Source organism: Micromonospora sp. NPDC007230, from assembly GCF_042869115.1.
In the GTDB taxonomy this organism is placed as follows: domain Bacteria; phylum Actinomycetota; class Actinomycetes; order Mycobacteriales; family Micromonosporaceae; genus Micromonospora.
Map to the genome: position 1 here is coordinate 173134 of NZ_JBIAFE010000004.1, position 15750 is coordinate 188883.

Here is a 15750-nt window from a genome sequence, read left to right on the forward strand (position 1 = left end):
CGCGGGTGCCTGGTCAGCCGGTCACCCGCGCCAGCAGCGCCGCCAGGGCCGGGTTCTGGTGGCCGGTGCGCCACACGCTGTGCAGCTTCACCGTGCCCTCCTCGATGTCGGTCACGTCGAGGAAGGCCAGGTTCTCCAGTCGCAGCGCGGACGCCGAGCGCGGCACCAGGGCCACCCCCAGGCCGGCGTTGACCACCGACAGCAGGGTGTGCACCTGGCTGATGTGCTGGACGTACCGGGGGGCGACGCCGGCCTGGTGGAACGCGGCGACCACCAGCTCGTAGAAGTACCACGCCTCCGAGGGCGAGTAGGTGACCACGTCGTGTTCGGCGACGTCGGCGAGCCGGGGCGGGCGGCCGAGCCGGGTCAGCGGGTGGTCGCGGGGCGCCGCCAGCACCAGCGACTCGGTGTGCACCAGCCGGGAGGCGAGCAGCTCGCTGCGCGGCACCTCGCGGACCAGTCCCACCTCCAGCTCGCCGGCGAGGATGGCGTCGAGCTGGACCCGGGTGACCATCTCGGAGAGCACCAGGTCCACGCCGGGCAGGTGTTCGGCCGCGGTGGCGATCCAGCGCCCGAGCACGGTCAGCGCCGACACGGCGGTGAAGCCGATCCGGATCGACCCGGCGGTGCCGTCGGCGACCCGGCGCGCGGTCAGCGGTGCGGTGGCGGCCAGGGTGAGCAGCCGCCGCGCCTCATCGAGGAAGACGCGGCCAGCGGGGGTGAGGGTGACGCCGGTGGACGTCCGCTCGAACAGCAGCAGCCCGGTGGCGCGCTCCAGCCGCTGGATCTGGCGGCTCAGCGGCGGCTGGGTCATCCGCAGCCGGGCGGCCGCCCGCCCGACGTGGCCTTCCTCGGCGACCGCCACGAAGCCCCGCAGCTGATCGAGGGTGAACATGGCACCTCCAGCAATGATGCCGGGAAGGTATCAGCCAATGCCCAACTCGTGTTGGACCGGTATCACCCGAGGTGCTTAACCTCCTGGTCACCTACCCGAAACAGGAGTCCAGCGAGATGACGCGACACACGCCGGAAGAGCTTCAGCGCGTGCTGGGGAGCGGATTGCTGTCCTTCCCCGTCACCCACTTCACCCCCGAGCTGGAGTTCGACGAGGCCGCGTACCGGGAGAACCTGAGCTGGCTCGCCTCGTACCCGGCGGCGGGGCTGTTCGCCGCAGGCGGCACCGGGGAGTTCTTCTCCCTGACCCCGGACGAGATCGCCCGGGTGGTGCGGGCGGCGGTGGCGGGCAGCGGCGGCACGACGCCGATCATCGCGCCGGCCGGCTTCGGCACCGCCCAGGCGGTCGACCTGGCCCGCGACGCCGAGCGGGCCGGCGCCGACGGCATCCTGCTCTTCCCGCCGTACCTGACCGAGTCGAGCCAGGACGGCCTCGCCGCCCACGTGCGGGCGGTCTGTGCGGCCACCTCGCTGGGCGTGGTCGTCTACCACCGGGCCAACGGCCGGTTCACCGTGCCGACCATGGAGCAGCTGGTGGCGACCTGCCCCAACCTGATCGGCTTCAAGGACGGCGTCGGCGACATCGAGCTGATGACCCGGCTGTACGCCACGATCGGCGACCGGCTGCTCTACATCGGCGGCCTGCCCACCGCGGAGACGTTCGCCCTGCCCTACCTGGAGCTGGGCGTCACCACCTACTCGTCGGCGATCTTCAACTTCGCCCCCACCTTCGCGCTGGACTTCTACGCCGCCGTGCGGGCCCAGGACCGGGCCGGCGTCTACACCCGGCTCAACGAGTTCGTGCTGCCGTACCTGGAGATCAGGAACCGCAAGGCCGGCTACCCGGTCTCGATCATCAAGGCCGGGATGCGGGTCGTCGGCCGCCCCGCCGGCCCGGTCCGGCCGCCGCTGACCGACCTCACCGCCGACGAGCAGGGCGCGCTGGCCACCCTCATCGAGAAGCTGGGCTGACCGCCATGACCACCACCGAGACCACGCCGCTCACCGGCGCCATGCTGATCGGTTCCGCCGAGGTCCACGGCAACGAGGGCGAGGTCCGGGCCGTCGACCCGCGCAGCGGGCGGACGCTGGAACCGGCGTACGGCCTGGGCGGCGCCGCCGAGGTCGACCGCGCCGCCGAACTCGCCTGGGCCGCGTTCGACGGCTACCGGCACGCCGACCTGGCGACCCGGGCCGCGTTCCTGGAGAGCATCGCCGCCAACCTCGAGGCGCTCGGCGACACCCTGGTCGAGCGGGTGGTGGCCGAGACCGGCATCCCGGCGGCCCGGGTGCTCGCCGAACGGGCCCGTACCTGCAACCAGCTCCGGCTCTTCGCCTCGGTCGTCCGCGACGGCGACTGGCTCGACGTCCGGATCGATCCCGCCCAGCCCGACCGGGTCCCGCTGCCCCGACCGGACCTGCGGCAGCGTCGCGTCCCCCTCGGCCCGGTCGCGGTCTTCGGCGCGAGCAACTTCCCGCTGGCCTTCTCCGTCGCCGGCGGCGACACCGCCTCGGCGCTCGCCGCCGGAGCTCCCGTGGTGGTGAAGGCGCACGAGGCCCACCCCGGCACGTCCGAGCTGGTCGGCCGGGCCGTCCAGGCCGCGGTACGCGAACACGGCCTGCCCGAGGGCACCTTCTCCCTGCTGTACGGCGACGGCCCGGGGCTGGGTGCCGCCCTGGTCCGCCACCCCCGGATCCGGGCGGTCGGGTTCACCGGCTCCCGCGCCGCCGGGCTGGCCCTGGTCGCCGCGGCCGCCGCCCGCCCGGAACCCATCCCGGTGTACGCCGAGATGTCCAGCGTCAACCCGGTGTTCGTGCTGCCCGGCGCGTTGGCCGAGCGGGGCGCCGAGCTCGGTGCCGCCCTGATCGGCTCGGTGACCGTCGGCGTCGGCCAGCTCTGCACCAGCCCCGGCCTGGTCTTCCTGCCCGACGGCGACGGGTTCGACGAGTTCGTGGCGGCCGCCGCCGAGGCGGTCCGGGGCGTCCCGGCGGCGCCGATGCTGACCGCCGGCATCCACGCCGCGTACGACCGGGGCGTCGACCGGCTGGCCGCGCTCGACGGGGTACGCGCCGTGGCCCGGGGCGCCGCGGACGCGGGCATCGCCTGCGCCGGCCGGACCGGTCTGCTGGTCACCGACGGCGCGACGTTCCTGGCCGAGCCGGCGCTGCGTGAGGAGGTCTTCGGCGCGGTGACCGTGGTCGTCCGGGTGACCGGCGACGACCAGCTGCGGGAGATCGTCGACCGGCTCGACGGGCAGCTCACGGCCACCGTGCACGCGGCCCCCGCCGACCACCCGCAGGCCCGCCGGTTGCTCGCCGAGCTGGAGCTCAAGGCCGGCCGGGTGCTGGTCAACGGCTGGCCCACCGGGGTCGAGGTGGGGCACGCCGTCGTCCACGGCGGCCCCTTCCCGGCCACCTCCGACCCGCGGAGCACCTCGGTCGGCACCCTGGCGATCGACCGTTTCCTGCGCCCGGTGAGCTACCAGAACGCGCCGGCCGACCTGCTGCCCGCCGAACTCGCCGACGACAATCCGCTGGGGCTGTGGCGGCGCGTCGACGGCCATCCGGAACGGGACTGAGCCATGACCAGCGAACTTGCCGAGGTGCCCACCGTGACCCCGCCCCGCACCCCCGTGGTGACCGGGATGCGGGTCGTGCCGGTCGCCGGGCACGACTCCATGCTGCTGAACCTCAGCGGCGCGCACGCCCCCTTCTTCACCCGCAACCTGGTGCTCCTCACCGACAGCGAGGGACGGCTCGGCGTCGGCGAGGTGCCCGGCGGCCCGGCCATCACGCAGACCCTCCAGGATGCCCGGGACCTGGTGCTCGGCCGGCCCGTCGGGCAGCACCACGGCGTGCTGGCCGCCGTCCGGGCACGCTTCGCCGACCGCGACGCCGGCGGCCGGGGCGCGCAGACGTACGACCTGCGGACCACCGTGCACGTGGTGACCGCGCTGGAGGCGGCGCTGCTGGACCTGCTCGGCCAGCACCTGGCGGTGCCGGTGGCCGCCCTGCTCGGCGACGGCCAGCAGCGCAGCAGCGTGCCCACCCTCGGGTACCTGTTCTTCGTCGGCGACCGCAACCGGGCCGACCTGCCGTACCGGAGCGAGCCGGACGCGGCCGACGACTGGCTGCGGCTGCGGCACGAGGAGGCGCTGACCCCGGAGGCCGTCGTCGCCCTGGCCGAGGCGGCCCGGGCCCGCTACGGCTTCCGCGACTTCAAACTCAAGGGCGGGGTGCTGCCCGGCCCGGTCGAGGCCGAGGCGGTGCGGGCGCTGGCCGGGCGATTCCCGGACGCCCGGATCACGCTCGACCCGAACGGCGGCTGGCTGCTCCGGGACGCCGTCGCGCTCTGCCGCGAGCTGCGCGACGTGCTCGCCTACGCCGAGGACCCGTGCGGCGCCGAGGGGGTCTTCTCGGCCCGCGAGGTGCTCGCCGAGTTCCGCCGGGCCACCGGCCTGCGTACGGCCACCAACATGGTCGCCACCGACTGGCGGGAGCTGGGCCACGCGATCCGCGCCGACGCGGTCGACATCCCGCTGGCCGACCCGCACTTCTGGACCATGGCCGGCTCGGTGCGCGTCGCCCAGCTGTGCGACGCCTGGGGGCTGACCTGGGGCTCGCACTCCAACAACCACTTCGACGTGTCGCTGGCGATGTTCACCCACGTCGCGGCCGCCGCGCCCGGCGAGATCACCGCCATCGACACCCACTGGATCTGGCAGGACGGCCAGCGGCTCACGAAGAACCCGCTGACCATCGCCGACGGCGCCATCGCCGTCCCCACCGCGCCGGGCCTCGGCGTCGAGCTCGACCTGGACCGGGTCGAGGCGGCCCACCAGCTCTACCTGGAACACGGCCTCGGCGCCCGCGACGACGCCGAGGCGATGCGCTACCTCATCCCCGACTGGACGTTCCACCCCAAACGTCCGTGCCTGGTCCGGGGCTGACCCCCACCACCCCCACACACGCACGAGGAGTCGTCATGAGATCCCCCCTCCCGTCCCCGTCCCGCCGCCGGCTGCTGGCCGGCCTCGCCGCGCTCGCCGTGCTGCCGGTCGCCGCCTGCTCCGGCGTGCAGGGCGGCAAGGACGCCGCGGGCAGCAACTACCCGACCCGCGCGGTCCAGTTCACCGTGCCGTTCGCCCCGGGCGGCAGCGGCGACCTGATCAGCCGGGCCATCGGCAAGGCCGCCGAGAAGCCGCTCGGACAGTCGGTGGTCGTCACCAACAAGCCCGGCGCCAACGGCGCCGTCGGCGGCAAGGAGGTGCTGGCGTCCGCGCCGGACGGCTACAACATCGCCCTACTGGTGAAGTCGCTCTTCGCGATCACCCCGCTGGCCGTGCAGGATCCCACCGCCATCCAGCCGGACAAGATGACCATCCTCACCACGCTCACCCAGGAGGACTACGTCCTCGTGGTCAACGCGGCCTCGCCCCACCAGACGCTGGAGGACCTGCTGAAGGCCCCGTCCCTCCGGTACGCCACCACCGGCGTGGGCACCGGCGCCCAGCTCTCCCAGGCCCTGCTGTTCAAGGCGGCCAACGTCAAGGCCACCGACGTGCCGTTCGACGGGGGCGCGCCGGCCGCGACCGCCCTGCTCGGCAAGCAGGTGGACGTTCTCTCCGGCTCCCTCGCCGAGACCATGCCGCAGATCAAGGCCGGCAAGTTCCGCCCGCTGGCGATCTTCTCCGAGAAGCGCAGCAGCTACCTGCCCGACGTGCCGACCGCCCCCGAGAAGGGCTTCGACGTGGTGGTCGACCAGCGCCGCTTCATCGTCGCGCCCACCGGCCTGCCGGACGCGGTCGCCAAGAAGCTGACCGACTCGTTCGCCGAGGCACGCAAGGACGCCGCGTACGACAAGTTCCTCAAGGACAACTACATGGAGCGCTGGGAGGTTTCCGACCAGGAGGCGCGCCAGCACCTGACCGACGCCGCCAAGGAGTACGCCGACCTGAGCAAGAAGTTCGGCCTCACCTTCGGATCCGGGAAATGACGGTGAGCGACACCCGACCGGCCTCCCGGGCCGACGCCGCACCGCCGGAGTCGCCGGGCGGGTCGGCCGGCGTACCGCAGGAGGCCGCGGAGCCCGCGACCGCGCCGCCCGGGGAGGAGATCTCCCCGGGCGGCCCGGTCCTCGCCACCGTGGCGGGCGCGGTGCCGGTGCTGCTCGGGCTGGTCACCCTCTGGCTGGCCCACGGGCTGGGGCTCGGCACGCTGACCGAGCCCGGCCCGGGCCTGTGGCCGACGATCGTCGCGGTGCTGCTGCTGGTCAGCGGGGTGGCCCTGGTGCTGCGCGCCCGCGGGACGACGGACACCGAGGCGTTCACCCGGGGCACCGGCGTGGTGCTCGTCGGCGCCGCCAGTCTCGCCCTCTACGCGTTCCTGTTCGAGCTCGTCGGCTTCGAGATCCCCACCGTGCTGGTGCTGGTGCTCTGGCTGCGGTTCTTCGGGCGCGAGGGGTGGCGCACCACCGCGCTGGTGTCGGTGCTCACGACGGCCGTCCTGTACGGGCTCTTCATCACCGCGCTCGGGGTGCCGCTGCCCCACCTGATCGTCATCTGACCCTCCGCCAGAGAGGAGATCCACCATGGACCTGACCCCCGTGCTGTCCGGGTTCGCGGTGGTGTTCGAACCGCAGAACCTGCTCTACTGCCTGCTCGGCGTGACGCTGGGCATGCTGGTGGGGGTGCTGCCCGGGCTGGGACCCGCGGCCACCATCGCCATCCTGCTACCGGTCACGTACGGCATCGAGCCCGCCGCGGCGGTCATCCTCCTGGCCGGCATCTTCTACGGCGCCCAGTACGGCGGCACCATCACCTCGGTGCTGCTCCGGCTGCCCGGCGAGGCGTCGACCGTGGTCTCCGCGCTCGACGGCTACCAGATGGCCCGCAAGGGCCGGGCCGGTTCGGCGCTGGGCATCGCCGCGATCGGCTCGTTCATCGGCGGCACCGCCTCGATCATCCTGCTCACCCTCATCGCGCCGCTGGTCGCCGACTTCGCCCTGCAGTTCGGACCGGCCGAATACACCCTGCTGGCGCTGATCGGCATCTTCATGGTCGCCACCCTCGGCAGCGGCTCCCTGGTCAAGAGCGTGGCCGCCGCCGGCGTCGGCCTGCTGCTGGCCACCGTGGGCCTGGACCCGATGGTGGGCACCCCCCGCTTCACCTTCGGCAGCGACCAGCTCGCCGACGGCATCGACTTCGTCATCGTCGCCATGGGGCTGTTCGGGGTGGGGGAGATCCTCTACAACCTGGAACACCGGCTGCGACCCCAACCGGCCGTGCTGTCCTTCGGGCGGGCGATCCCGACCCGACCGGAGTGGCTGCGGTCCCGGCTGGCCGTGCTGCGCGGCTCCGTGGTCGGCTTCGTCCTCGGGGTGCTCCCCGGCGGGGGCGCCACCATGTCCTCGCTGGTCGCGTACGCCGTGGAGAAGCGTGCGGCCAAGGACCCGTCCCGGTTCGGCAAGGGCGCCATCGAGGGCGTCGCCGGCCCGGAGAGCGCCAACAACGCCGCCGCGACCTCGTCCTTCATCCCGCTGCTGACCCTCGGCGTACCGGCGAACGCGACCATGGCGGTGCTCTTCGGCGCGCTGCTGCTGCAGGGCATCCCGCCCGGGCCGCAGCTCATCACCGAGCACCCGGACGTGTTCTGGGGCGTGGTCAACTCCATGTACGTGGGGAACATCTTCCTGCTGCTGCTGAGCATCCCGCTGATCGGTGTCTTCGTCCGCCTGCTGCGGGTACGGGCCGGTATCCTGGCCCCGCTCACCGTGCTGATCACCATGGTCGGCGTCTACAGCATCCGGAACAACGTCTTCGACATGTTCCTCGTGGTCGCGCTCGGCCTGGTCGGCTACGGGATGAAGAAGCTCGGTTTCGAGCCCGGCCCGTTCGTGCTGGCGTTCGTCCTCGGCGAGCTGCTCGAGTCGTCGTTCCGCCGGTCGATGCGCCTCTTCGAGGGCGACTTCACCGGCTTCGTCCAGCGTCCCGTCTCGGCGGCGCTGGTGGCCCTGCTGGTGCTGACCGTGGTCGTCGTACCGGCGCTGCGGGCCGTCCGCGGCCGGCAGGCCGCCCAGGTCGAGCACCAGGTGACCACCCCGACCCCCGACGGCGGCCTCGCCGTCGCCGCCACCCGAACCGAGGAGTGATGGTGACCTCTCCCGCCCCGGCGCACCCGGCCGCCGCTTCGTCCCCCGCCGCCTCCGGCGACCGCATCGCCTGGGTCGGCCTGCGCCTGGTGTACCTGCCGCTGCGCACCCCGATCAGCGACGCCAAGGTGCTCACCGGCCGGCAGAAGCCGCTGACCGAAGTGGCGTTCCTCTTCGCCGACGTGGTCACCACCGACGGCCACCACGGCCTGGGCTTCAGCTACTCGAAGCGGGCCGGCGGCCGGGGCCTGTTCGCCCACGCCGCCGAGGTGGCACCGGAGCTTGTCGGCGAGGACCCCAACGACATCGCCCGGCTGTGGCAGAAGCTGGTCTGGGCAGGCGCCTCGGTCGGCCGCAGCGGCCTGGCCACCCAGGCGATCGCCGCGCTCGACATCGCCCTGTGGGACCTCAAGGCGAAGCGGGCCGGCCTGCCGCTGGCCAAGCTGCTCGGCGCCCACCGCGACTCGGTGCCCTGCTACAACACCTCCGGCGGCTTCCTGTCCAGCCCGCTGGAGGAGGTGCTGGACAACGCCCGGGCGCTGGTCGCCGGCGGCATCGGCGGCATCAAGATCAAGGTGGGGCAGCCGGACACCGCGGCCGACCTCAAGCGGGTGACCGCCGTCCGGGAGACGCTCGGCGACCGGTTCCCCCTCATGATCGACGCCAACCAGCAGTGGGACCGGCGCACCGCCCAGCGGTTCGGCCGGGCCATGGAACCGCTGAACCTGGTCTGGATCGAGGAGCCGCTGGACGCGTACGACGTCGAGGGACACGCCCGGCTGGCCGCCACCCTGGACACCCCCATCGCCACCGGGGAGATGCTGACCAGCCCGGCCGAGCACTGGCGGCTGATCGAGGCCGACGCGGTGGACTTCATCCAGCCGGACGCGCCCCGGGTCGGCGGCATCACCCAGTTCCTGCGGATCACCACCCTCGCCGACCACAGGGGACTGTCGATGGCCCCGCACTTCGCCATGGAGATCCACCTGCACCTGTCCGCCGCGTACCCCGGGGAGACCTGGGTGGAACACTTCGACTGGCTGGAGCCGCTCTTCAACGAGCGGCTGGAGCTGCGGGACGGCCGGATGGTCGTCCCGGACCGGCCCGGTCTCGGCGTCACGCTCAGCGAGCAGGCCGAGGCCTGGACGGTGGCCCGGACGGAGACCGGCGCGCGGCCCTGACCGGCCCGGCAGGCGGAGGAAGGCCCACGTGCAGGGTGTGCTGAACGGCTTCGCCGTCATCGTGGCCGTGATCGCCGTCGGCTACCTGCTCGGGCGCGGCGGGGTGCTCGGCCCGGAGGCGGGCGGCGTGCTGTCCCGGGTGGCGTTCCTCGTCGCCACCCCGGCGCTGCTCTTCACCACGGTGGCCCGGGCCGACATCCACGCGGTCATCTCGTCCGTCCTGGTCGTCACGGTGGTCAGCGCGACCGCCGTGGCGACCCTGTTCGTGCTGATCGCGAAGCTGTGGTGGCGCCGGCCGGTGGCCGAGACGACGATCGGCGCGCTCGCCTCGTCGTACGTCAACGCGGCCAACATCGGCATCCCCATCGCCGTGTACGTGCTGGGTGACGCCTCCTACGTGGCGCCGGTGCTGATGTTCCAGCTCGTGGTGATGGCGCCCCTGGCGTTCGTGGTCCTGGAGAACGCGACCGGGCCACGGCGACGGTCGCTGCTCGCGACAGTCACCCAACCGCTCACCAACCCGATCACCATCGCCTGCGTCCTGGGCCTGGTGGTCAGTCTCACCGACTGGGCCCCGCCGGAGCCGCTCATGCGGCCCGTCGAACTGGTCGCCGCGATGGCGGTGCCGGCCACCCTGCTCGCGTACGGCCTGTCGCTGCACGGCGCCCCGGTGCCCGGCTCCGGCGACACCGGGCCGGAGGTACGGCTCGCGGTGGCGCTCAAGGCGGTGGCCCAGCCGGTGGTGGCCTACCTGGTCGCCCGGTTCGCGCTGGGCCTGCCGCACGTGCTCGTGCTGGCCTGCACGATCACCGCCGCACTGCCCACCGCGCAGAACGTCTTCGTCTACGCGGCCCACTACGGCCGCGGCACGGTCCTGGCCCGGGACTCGGTGCTGCTGTCGACCGTGGCGGCGCTGCCCGTGCTGATCGGCGTGGCGGTGCTGGCCACCTGAGCCCACGCCCGGCCGCACCGCACCGGGCCAGGAAACGCCAGCCCAGCCAGAGCAGACCCCGAGCACCACGGCGGCCGGCGGTGGTCCGGTCCACCCTTCCAAGGTGGACCGGACCGGCCGGGGATCCGGTCAGCCGAGCGGACCGACCTCCCGTTCGATCGCCGCGCGCAGCTCGGGACCGCGCACCACCTCGCGGGCGGCCTCCATGAGCGGGGCCAGGAACACGTCCGGCCCCGGCTCGCCCACCACCTCGCGCAGCGCGGCCAGCGCCGCGCGACCCGCCGGCGACGGGGTCAGCGGCGCGCGGAGCTGGAGCCCGCGTACGGCGGCCAGCAGCTCCACGGCCAGCAGGCTGGTCAGGTTGTCCAGCACGGTCCGCAGCTTCTTGGCCGCCGCCCAGCCCATCGAGACGTGGTCCTCCTGCATGCCGCTGGTCGGCAGCGAGTCCACCGACGCGGGCGCGGCCAGCCGCCGGTTCTCGGCGACGATCCCGGCCGCCGTGTACTGGGCGATCATCAACCCGGAGTTGACCCCGGCGTCGGGGGAGAGGAACGCGGGCAACTCCCGGGAGCGGGTGACGTCGAGCAGCCGGTCCACCCGCCGTTCGGCGATCGCGCCCACCTCAGCCGCGGCGATGGCCAGGTAGTCGGCGGCGAAGCCGAGCGGCGCGCCGTGGAAGTTGCCGGTCGACTCGACCCGCCCGTCCGGCAGCACCACCGGGTTGTCCACCACGGACAGCAGCTCCCGCCCGGCGACGGTCGCGACGAAGTCCAGGGTGTCCCGGGCCGCCCCGGCCACCTGCGGAGCGCACCGCATCGAGTACGCGTCCTGCACGGCGTGCGCCAGGTCGTCCCGGTGCGAGTCCATCACCGCCGACTGCTGCAGCAGCCGGTGGATGTTCGCCGCCGACTCCGCCTGGCCCGGATGCGGCCGGATGGCGTGCAGCTCGGGCAGGAACGGCCGCTCCGAGCCCAGCATCGCCTCGATCGCCAGCGCGGCGGTGACGTCGGCCATGGTGAACAGGTGCCGGGCGTCGTGGATGGCCAGCAGCAGCATGCCGAGCATACCGTCGGTGCCGTTGATCAGCGCCAGCCCCTCCTTGGCGGCCAGCTCGATCGGGGCGAGGCCGACCCGGCGCAGCGCCTCACCGCCGGGGATCCGCTCCCCGGCCGGGCCGAGCACCCAGCCCTCGCCGAGCAGCACCAGCGCGCAGTGCGCCAGCGGGGCCAGGTCACCGGAGGCGCCGAGCGAGCCGTGCTCGGGCACCCACGGGGTGACCTCGTGGTTGAGCAGGTCCACCAGGGCCTCGGCGACCAGCGGCCGGACCCCGGAGCGGCCGAGGGCGAGCGAGCGTACCCGCAGCAGCATCATCGCCCGGACCACCTCGCGGGGCATCGGCGCGCCCACTCCGGCGGCGTGCGAGCGGATCAGCGCGTGCTGCAGCTCGGCCCGCCGCTCGGGCGCCACGAAGGTGTTGGCGAGCGCCCCGAAGCCGGTGGAGACGCCGTAGACGGGCCGGCCGGCCGCCTCGATGCCGTCCACGATGGACCGGCTGGCCGCCATCGCGTCCACGGCGGCCGGGTCGAGCACGATCTTGGCGGTGCCGCGGGCCACGGCGAGCACGTCGGCGGGGGAGATCCCGGTGGGCTGGATGGTCACGGTCATTGGAGCACTCCGTTGTGCAGAACCTGGCGGATCAAGGGCACACCAGGCCGGTAGGCCAGGTGCAGGTGGGAGGGGGCGTCGAGGATCATCAGGTCGGCCCGAGCGCCCCGGGTCAGCCGCCCGACGTCGGTGCGGCGCAGCGCGACCGCCCCGCCGGCGGTCGCGGCCCAGACCGCCTCCGCCGGGGTCATCCGCATCTCGCGTACGGCGAGGGCGATGCAGAACGGCATCGACGACGTGTACGACGACCCGGGGTTGCAGTCGGTGGCCAGCGCCACGGTCACCCCCGCGTCGAGCAGCCGCCGGGCGTCCGGATACGGCGACCGGGTGGAGAACTCCGCGCCGGGCAGCAGGGTGGCGACGGTGGCGGTGTGCCCGCCCTCGGCGCACATGCAGTCGACCCGCTGCGCGGCGAGCGCCTCGACGTCGGCGTCGGACAGGTGCGTGCAGTGGTCCACGCTGGCCGCGCCGAGTTCCACCCCGAGCTGCACGCCCGGCCCGGGGCCGAGCTGGTTGGCGTGCACCCGCACCCCCAGCCCCACCGCCTGCCCGCAGGCGAGGATCGCTCGGGCGTGGTCCACGTCGAAGGCGCCCCGCTCGCAGAACACGTCGATCCAGCGGGCGTACGGGGCGGCGGCGGCCAGCATCGGTCCGCACACCATGCCCACGTAGTCGTCGGGGCGGTCGGCGTACTCGGCGGGGACCACGTGCGCGCCGAGGAACGTGGTGTCCTCGCTGAACTCGGCGGCGATGCGCAGCGAGCGGGCCTCGTCGGCAACGGTGAGCCCGTACCCGCTCTTGATCTCGATGGTGGTGGTGCCCTGCCGCATCGCCTCGGCGCGCAGCCGCTGCACGGTGGCCCGCAGCTCGTCGTCGGCGGCGGCGCGGGTGGCGCCGACAGTGGTGCGGATGCCACCCCCGGTGTACGGCTCGCCGGCCATCCGGGCGGCGAACTCGGCGGCCCGGTCCCCGGCGAAGACCAGGTGGGCGTGGCTGTCCACGAAGCCCGGCAGCACCGCCGCCCCCTCGGCGTCGATCCGCCGGTCGGCGGCCGGGGTGTCGCGGGCCGACCCGACCCAGGCCACCACGCCGTCCTCGACCAGCAGGGCGGCGTTGCGCCGGATGCCCAGCGGGCCGCCCGCGCCCGCCCCGAAGGAGTTGGTGACCAACTCCCCGATGTTGTCCACCAGCAGGCTGCCCGAGTTCCGCACCGCCGGCCGCAGCCGGTCGCCCGGCCGCACCGGCCGCTCCGGGAAGCCGGTCATGAGGTCACCTCCTCGATGGCGGCGCGCAGCTCGGTGGGCACGTCGACGGTGCGGTGCCGGCTGTCGGCGACCACCGTCCGCCCGTCGACCACCACGTGCGTTACGTCCGCCGCGGTGGCCGCGAAGAACGCCCCGACCGGCGGCACCCCGGCGGTCCGGGCGCTGTCCAGCCGTACGGTGACCAGGTCGGCCCGGTCGCCGACCGACAGCCGGCCGGCGTCACCCCAGCCCAGCGCGGCGTGCCCGCCGACGGTGGCGGCGGTGAGCAGCTCGGCGGCGGTGAAGTGCCCCCGTCTGCGGGTGCGCAACCGCTCGTCCAGCTCCACGGCGCGGGCCTCCTCGAACAGGTCGACCACGGCGTGGCTGTCGCTGCCGAGGCTGAGCGGGCTGCCCGCCTCGGCCATCCGCCGGGCCGGCCCGATCCCGTCGGCGAGGTCCCGCTCGGTGGTGGGGCAGAGGCAGATCCCGGTCCGGCTCTCCGCGAGCAACGTGATGTCGGCGCTGGTCGGGTGGGTGGCGTGCACGGCGGTGGTGTGCCGGCCGAGCACCCCGTGGTCGGCCAGCAGCCGGGTCGGGGTGCAGCCGTGCACGGCCCGGCAGGCGTCGTTCTCGGCCGGCTGTTCGGACAGGTGCACGTGCAGCGGCAGGCCCTGGCGGTCCGCCCAGCCGGCCACCGTGGCGAGCTGCTCCGCCGGCACCGCCCGCACCGAGTGGATCGCCGCACCGACCCGGGCGTGGTCGTTGCCCGGGGTGAACCCGCTGACCCGCTCCGCCCAGCGCAGCGCGTCCCCGTCGCCGAACCGCCGCTGCGGCCCGGCCAACGGCGCGCCGTCCACCCCCGCGGTCAGGTACGCGGTGTCCAGCAGGGTGATCCGGATGCCCGCGTGCGCGGCCGCCTCGACCAGCGCCGCAGACATCGCGTTCGGGTCGTCGTACGCCGTCCCGTCCGGCGCGTGGTGCAGGTAGTGGAACTCGCCGACGCAGGTGATCCCGGCGAGCGCCATCTCCGCGTACGCGGCCCGGGCCAGGGCCAGGTAGGACTCCGGGTCGAGCCGGGCGGCCACGTCGTACATGACGTCCCGCCAGCTCCAGAAGTCACCCCGCCCGCCGTGGGTGCGCCCGCGCAGTGCCCGGTGGAACGCGTGCGAGTGGGCGTTGGCCAGGCCGGGCAGGGTGAGCCCGGGCAGCCGTACCGCGTCGTGCAGCACCTCGACCCCGGCGGTCGGCGTGCCGCCGCGGACCAGCGGGGTGACCGCGGTGATCCGGCCGCCCTCGGCCTCGATCAGCACGTCGGGCGTGGGTTCGGCGTGGTCGGGCAGCCAGGCGTACTCGGCCAGCCAGCGGGTCAGCGGCATGCCAGCTCCTCCAGCACCCGGGCCAGGGCGGTCACCCCGGCGGCGCAGTCGGCGTCGGTGGCGGACTCGGCGGGGGAGTGGGACACCCCGGTCGGGTTGCGGACGAAGAGCATCGCGGTGGGCAGGTGCGCGGCGAGCACGCCCGCGTCGTGCCCCGCCCCGGTGGGCAGCACCGGCGCGTCGAGCAGCCGGGCCAACCGGTCGGCCAACCCGCCGTCGAACGCCACCAGCGGGGTCGCCGACTCCTCGGTGCAGGTCAGCTCGGTGCCGTCCCGCCGCGCCCGCTCGGCGGCCTTGTCCCGCACCGCCGCGACGAGGCCGTGCAGCGTCTCCGGCTCGGCCGCCCGGGCGTCCAGCCAACCGGTCACCCGGGACGGGATCGCGTTGGTGGCGTTCGGCTCGACGGCCACCCGACCGACCGTGGCGTGCGCGTCGCGCAGCCGGGCCTCCTTGTTCGCCGCCAGCACAGTGAACGCGTAGGTGAGCATCGGGTCGCGACGGTCGGCCATCCGGGTCGTACCCGCGTGGTTTCCCTCGCCGTGGAAGTCGAAGCGCCAGCGGCCGTGCGGCCAGATGGCGCTGGCCACGGCGACCGGCGCGGCCTGGTCGACCAGCGCGCGGCCCTGCTCGACGTGCAGCTCCACGAAGGCCGCGAAGCGGCCGAGCAGTGCCGGGTCGGCGCCCGCCGGCCGGTCGCCCAGCGCCTCGGCGAAGCTCACCCCGTCGGTGTCGCGCAGCCCGGCCGCGCGGTCCACCGCGATCTCGCCGGTGAGCAGCCGCGACCCGAGGCAGGGTACGCCGAAGCGGCCCCCCTCCTCCTCCACGAACGCGGCCACCGCCACCGGCCGGACCGGGGCGACGCCAGCCGCCCGCAGCTCGTCCACGGCGAGGAACGCGCTGACGATGCCGAGCGGCCCGTCGTACGCGCCGCCGTGCGGCACCGAGTCGAAGTGGCTGCCGGTGAGCACCGCCCCGCCCGCCACCGGGTCACCCCACCAGGCGAAGAGGTTGCCGTTGCCGTCCTCCTGCACCGGCATGCCCCGCTGCTCGGCCTGCTCGCGGAACCAGGCACGCAGCGTGAGTTCCGGCTCGGTCAGCGCGTACCGCAGGTAGCCGCCGCTGCCCGCGTCCCGCCCGACCGGGGCCAATTCGTCCCACAGCTTCCGGAACCGGGCGGCCAGGTCCGTCACGCCGCACCCCGGTTGTTCGCGACTGCGCGGCTCCGCTG

At 74.2% G+C, this 15750-nt stretch carries 13 protein-coding genes; 8 read left to right on the forward strand and 5 right to left on the reverse strand.

Features of this window, described 5'->3' with window-relative positions:
• Positions 1-13: 13 nt before the first annotated feature.
• The gene (locus tag ACFYML_RS07940) at positions 14-895 is read right to left on the reverse strand and encodes a LysR family transcriptional regulator (protein ID WP_387419869.1); all 882 of its coding nucleotides are present in this window, start codon (positions 893-895) and stop codon (positions 14-16) included.
• A 116-nt stretch (positions 896-1011) separates the two neighbouring features.
• Here ACFYML_RS07940 and kdgD point away from each other — a divergent pair, with 116 nt between their 5' ends.
• The 8 genes from kdgD to ACFYML_RS07980 are packed head-to-tail and all read left to right on the forward strand — an operon-like array spanning position 1012 to position 10237.
• On the forward strand, positions 1012-1926 hold the full coding sequence (gene kdgD, locus ACFYML_RS07945) for a 5-dehydro-4-deoxyglucarate dehydratase (RefSeq protein WP_387419870.1): 915 nt from the start codon (positions 1012-1014) through the stop codon (positions 1924-1926).
• A gap of 5 nt (positions 1927-1931) precedes the next feature.
• Complete coding sequence (locus ACFYML_RS07950) at positions 1932-3533, forward strand: aldehyde dehydrogenase (NADP(+)) (RefSeq protein ID WP_387419871.1); 1602 nt, start codon at positions 1932-1934, stop codon at positions 3531-3533.
• A 3-nt stretch (positions 3534-3536) separates the two neighbouring features.
• Positions 3537-4904, forward strand: coding sequence for a glucarate dehydratase (gene gudD, locus ACFYML_RS07955; protein WP_387419872.1), 1368 nt, complete (start codon positions 3537-3539; stop codon positions 4902-4904).
• A gap of 35 nt (positions 4905-4939) precedes the next feature.
• Entirely contained in the window at positions 4940-5950 is a 1011-nt protein-coding gene (locus tag ACFYML_RS07960) for a tripartite tricarboxylate transporter substrate binding protein (RefSeq protein WP_387419873.1), read from the forward strand.
• A 2-nt stretch (positions 5951-5952) separates the two neighbouring features.
• Complete coding sequence (locus ACFYML_RS07965) at positions 5953-6519, forward strand: tripartite tricarboxylate transporter TctB family protein (protein WP_387419874.1); 567 nt, start codon at positions 5953-5955, stop codon at positions 6517-6519.
• 25 nt (positions 6520-6544) lie between these two features.
• The gene (locus tag ACFYML_RS07970) at positions 6545-8104 is read left to right on the forward strand and encodes a tripartite tricarboxylate transporter permease (protein WP_357434026.1); all 1560 of its coding nucleotides are present in this window, start codon (positions 6545-6547) and stop codon (positions 8102-8104) included.
• Between the two features lie 2 nt (positions 8105-8106).
• Positions 8107-9285 (forward strand): mandelate racemase/muconate lactonizing enzyme family protein, encoded by a 1179-nt coding sequence (locus ACFYML_RS07975; RefSeq protein ID WP_387419875.1) that lies wholly within the window; start codon positions 8107-8109, stop codon positions 9283-9285.
• Between the two features lie 28 nt (positions 9286-9313).
• Positions 9314-10237 carry an AEC family transporter gene (locus ACFYML_RS07980; protein WP_387419876.1) on the forward strand — a complete coding sequence of 308 codons (924 nt, stop codon included), beginning with the start codon at positions 9314-9316 and terminating at the stop codon, positions 10235-10237.
• Positions 10238-10366: 129 nt separating this feature from the next.
• Here the strand turns inward: ACFYML_RS07980 and hutH are convergent, their stop codons facing one another.
• From hutH to ACFYML_RS08000, 4 genes are read right to left on the reverse strand one after another with little or no spacing between them, the layout of a single operon-like run.
• Entirely contained in the window at positions 10367-11902 is a 1536-nt protein-coding gene (hutH, locus tag ACFYML_RS07985; RefSeq protein ID WP_387419877.1) for a histidine ammonia-lyase, read from the reverse strand.
• Complete coding sequence (gene hutI, locus ACFYML_RS07990; protein WP_387419878.1) at positions 11899-13167, reverse strand: imidazolonepropionase; 1269 nt, start codon at positions 13165-13167, stop codon at positions 11899-11901. The genes hutH and hutI overlap by 4 nt, the downstream gene beginning before the upstream one ends.
• Positions 13164-14516 (reverse strand): formimidoylglutamate deiminase, encoded by a 1353-nt coding sequence (locus tag ACFYML_RS07995; RefSeq protein ID WP_387420011.1) that lies wholly within the window; start codon positions 14514-14516, stop codon positions 13164-13166. Before ACFYML_RS07995 ends, hutI begins: the two co-directional genes overlap by 4 nt.
• The gene (locus ACFYML_RS08000; protein WP_387419879.1) at positions 14513-15712 is read right to left on the reverse strand and encodes an allantoate amidohydrolase; all 1200 of its coding nucleotides are present in this window, start codon (positions 15710-15712) and stop codon (positions 14513-14515) included. Before ACFYML_RS08000 ends, ACFYML_RS07995 begins: the two co-directional genes overlap by 4 nt.
• Between the last annotated feature and the right edge of the window lie 38 nt (positions 15713-15750).

Excerpts from the sequence above, each read along its gene's own strand:
- kdgD (WP_387419870.1), top strand. The coding sequence starts at position 1,012 with ATGACGCGACACACGCCGGAAGAGCTTCAGCGCGTGCTGGGGAGCGGA.
- hutH (WP_387419877.1), bottom strand. The coding sequence starts at position 11,902 with ATGACCGTGACCATCCAGCCCACCGGGATCTCCCCCGCCGACGTGCTC.
- ACFYML_RS07970 (WP_357434026.1), top strand. The coding sequence starts at position 6,545 with ATGGACCTGACCCCCGTGCTGTCCGGGTTCGCGGTGGTGTTCGAACCG.
- hutI (WP_387419878.1), bottom strand. The coding sequence starts at position 13,167 with ATGACCGGCTTCCCGGAGCGGCCGGTGCGGCCGGGCGACCGGCTGCGG.
- ACFYML_RS07950 (WP_387419871.1), top strand. The coding sequence starts at position 1,932 with ATGACCACCACCGAGACCACGCCGCTCACCGGCGCCATGCTGATCGGT.
- ACFYML_RS07940 (WP_387419869.1), bottom strand. The coding sequence starts at position 895 with ATGTTCACCCTCGATCAGCTGCGGGGCTTCGTGGCGGTCGCCGAGGAA.
- ACFYML_RS07960 (WP_387419873.1), top strand. The coding sequence starts at position 4,940 with ATGAGATCCCCCCTCCCGTCCCCGTCCCGCCGCCGGCTGCTGGCCGGC.
- gudD (WP_387419872.1), top strand. The coding sequence starts at position 3,537 with ATGACCAGCGAACTTGCCGAGGTGCCCACCGTGACCCCGCCCCGCACC.